The following is a 2,446-nucleotide window of genomic DNA, read 5'->3' as shown; positions in this document are numbered from 1 at the left end:
TCCCGCTACGGCTCGGCAGGTGTGCTGCCGATCTCCTGGGCGTACGTGAAGCTCATGGGGGGCCGGGGCCTCACCGAGGCGACCAAGTCCGCGCTGCTCGCAGCCAACTATGTTGCGTCCCGGCTGGATGAGCACTTCCCGGTGCTCTATATGGGCGCGGGTGGCCTGGTGGCCCACGAGTGCATCCTGGATTTGCGTGAACTGACCGCCCGCTCAGGAGTCACGGCCGAGGACGTGGCCAAGCGCCTGATCGACTACGGCTTCCACGCACCCACGCTGTCCTTCCCGGTGGCGGGCACCCTCATGGTGGAGCCCACCGAATCCGAGGACCTTGCGGAGATTGACCGCTTCATCGAGGCGATGATCACCATCCGCCAGGAAATCGACCAGGTCGTCAACGGCGACTTCACGGTGGAGAACTCGCCGTTGCGCAACGCACCCCACACGGCTGCCGCCGTCGTTAGCTCTCATTGGGACCGCGCGTACCCGCGTGAGCAGGGGGCGTTTCCGGTCCTCCAGCTGAAGCAGGACAAGTACTTCCCGCCGGTCGGACGGATCGACGGCGCGGCCGGGGACCGCAACCTGATCTGCTCGTGCCCATCCCTCGAATCGTTCGAGCAAAGCACAGCATCGTTCGAGGACAACACAGCAGCGTTCGAAAACTAAGGACTGACTCAATGACTGAGAATTACACCGCTCTTTACGAGCAGCACAAAAAAGCCGGCGCCTTCTTCACGGACTTCGGCGGCTGGCAGATGCCCCTCAAATACGAATCTGAACTCGCAGAGCACCACGCTGTCCGCAACGCCGCGGGCCTGTTCGACCTCTCCCACATGGGCGAAGTCTGGGTCAGCGGTCCGGACGCGGCCGGGTTCCTCGACTACGCCCTGGTCGGGAAGCTGTCGGCGATCGCCGTTGGCAAGGCCAAGTACTCGCTGATCTGCAACACCGACGGCGGCATCATCGACGACCTCATCACCTACCGTCGCGCTGAGGACAGGTACCTCGTGGTCCCCAATGCGGGCAACGCCAAGGTAGTCGCCGCGGCCCTCGCTGAGCGGGCCGGTTCCGGAAAGGACGGCGGATTCGACGTCACCGTCCAGGACGCCTCTGCGGAGACCTCGCTGATCGCCGTCCAGGGCCCCAACGCAGAAGCCATTCTGCTGACCCTTGTCCCAACCGAGCAGCATGTCCTGGTCACCGACCTGAAGTACTACGCCGCGGTCGAGGTCCAGATCAAGGGACAGGATCTGCTTCTCGCCCGCACCGGCTACACCGGCGAGGACGGCTTCGAGATCTACATCCCGAACGAGGATGCGGCAGGTCTATGGGAAGCCTTGCTTGAAGCGGGCGAAGAATACGGCCTCATTCCCGCCGGCCTCGCGTCCCGCGACTCCCTCCGTCTCGAGGCCGGCATGCCACTCTACGGCAACGAGCTCTCCCGCTACGTCAACGCCTACGCCGCCGGACTGGGCCCCGTTGTCTCGCTCACCAAGGAAAGCGACTTTGTGGGCAAGGAGGCGCTGACGGCGATCAAGGCTGCCGGCGTCGGATCGTCCATCGGCCAAAAGCTTGTGGGACTCAAGGGCACGGGGCGCAGGGCAGCCCGGGCCCATTACTCCGTCCTCAAGAACGGAACGCTCATCGGTGAGGTGACCTCGGGCCAGCCGAGCCCGACGCTCGGTTACCCGGTCGCCCTGGCATATGTCGACGTCGAGAACTCAGAACCTGGCACGATCGTCGACGTCGAACTCCGCGGCAAGACGGAACCGTTCGAAGTCGTCGCGCTGCCGTTCTACAAGCGCCAAAAGTAAGTCCCCTCGGGTCGCCGTTGGCCCTTCCGGGCCGGGGTAAACAAGTTTTACGAACGAGAAGAAAGAAGGATTTGAGATGAGCAAAGTAGTTGCTGAACTGAAGTATTCGGCTGAGCACGAGTGGGTTGCTTCAGATGGCGCCGGGCCCGCGGGCATTGGCATTTCCGCTGTCGCCGCCGACGCGCTGGGCGACATCGTGTACGTGGACCTGCCCGAGGTCGGGTCGACGGTGACTGCGGGGGAGACCTGCGGCGAGGTTGAGTCGACCAAGTCGGTCTCGGACCTGTACGCGCCGGTGACGGGCGAGGTCACCGAAATCAACCCTGCCGTCGTCGATGACCCCGCGCTGATCAACAGCGATCCGTACGGCGCCGGCTGGCTCTTCAAGGTGGCGGTCGCTGAAGAAGGCCCGCTGCTCTCGGCGCAGGAGTACGCGTCCAAGAACGGCGGCGAACTGTGAGCCCCTTGACGGGGATTGCCCCCTTTGAGCAGGTCGTTTCCCGGAGTCTGGACGCGGACCTGTCCGTGCTGGATCCGGAGATCGCCGCGAAGATCGACGCCGAACTCAGCCGGCAGCGTGACGGTTTGGAGATGATCGCCTCGGAGAACCACACCGCGAGGGCTGTGATGCA

Annotated in this window: 2 protein-coding genes and 2 pseudogenes; all 4 read left to right on the top strand. The window is 64.1% G+C overall.

Going from position 1 to position 2,446, the window contains the following annotated elements:
• Nucleotides 1-666 (top strand): annotated as a pseudogene (locus AC1D0A_RS21865) (glycine dehydrogenase (aminomethyl-transferring)); the annotation flags it as partial.
• An 11-nt stretch (nucleotides 667-677) separates the two neighbouring features.
• Complete coding sequence (gene gcvT / locus AC1D0A_RS21860; protein WP_243182220.1) at nucleotides 678-1,814, top strand: glycine cleavage system aminomethyltransferase GcvT; 1,137 nt, start codon at nucleotides 678-680, stop codon at nucleotides 1,812-1,814.
• 76 nt (nucleotides 1,815-1,890) lie between these two features.
• Nucleotides 1,891-2,274 carry a glycine cleavage system protein GcvH gene (gene gcvH / locus AC1D0A_RS21855; protein ID WP_243182221.1) on the top strand — a complete coding sequence of 128 codons (384 nt, stop codon included), beginning with the start codon at nucleotides 1,891-1,893 and terminating at the stop codon, nucleotides 2,272-2,274.
• A 5-nt stretch (nucleotides 2,275-2,279) separates the two neighbouring features.
• Nucleotides 2,280-2,446: pseudogene (locus AC1D0A_RS21850) on the top strand (serine hydroxymethyltransferase); the annotation flags it as partial.

The sequence above is a fragment of the Arthrobacter sp. P1_D4 genome, from assembly GCF_056406115.1.
The sequence above is the reverse complement of the archived record's forward strand: the minus strand, read 5'-3'. Positions and strand labels throughout refer to the sequence as shown.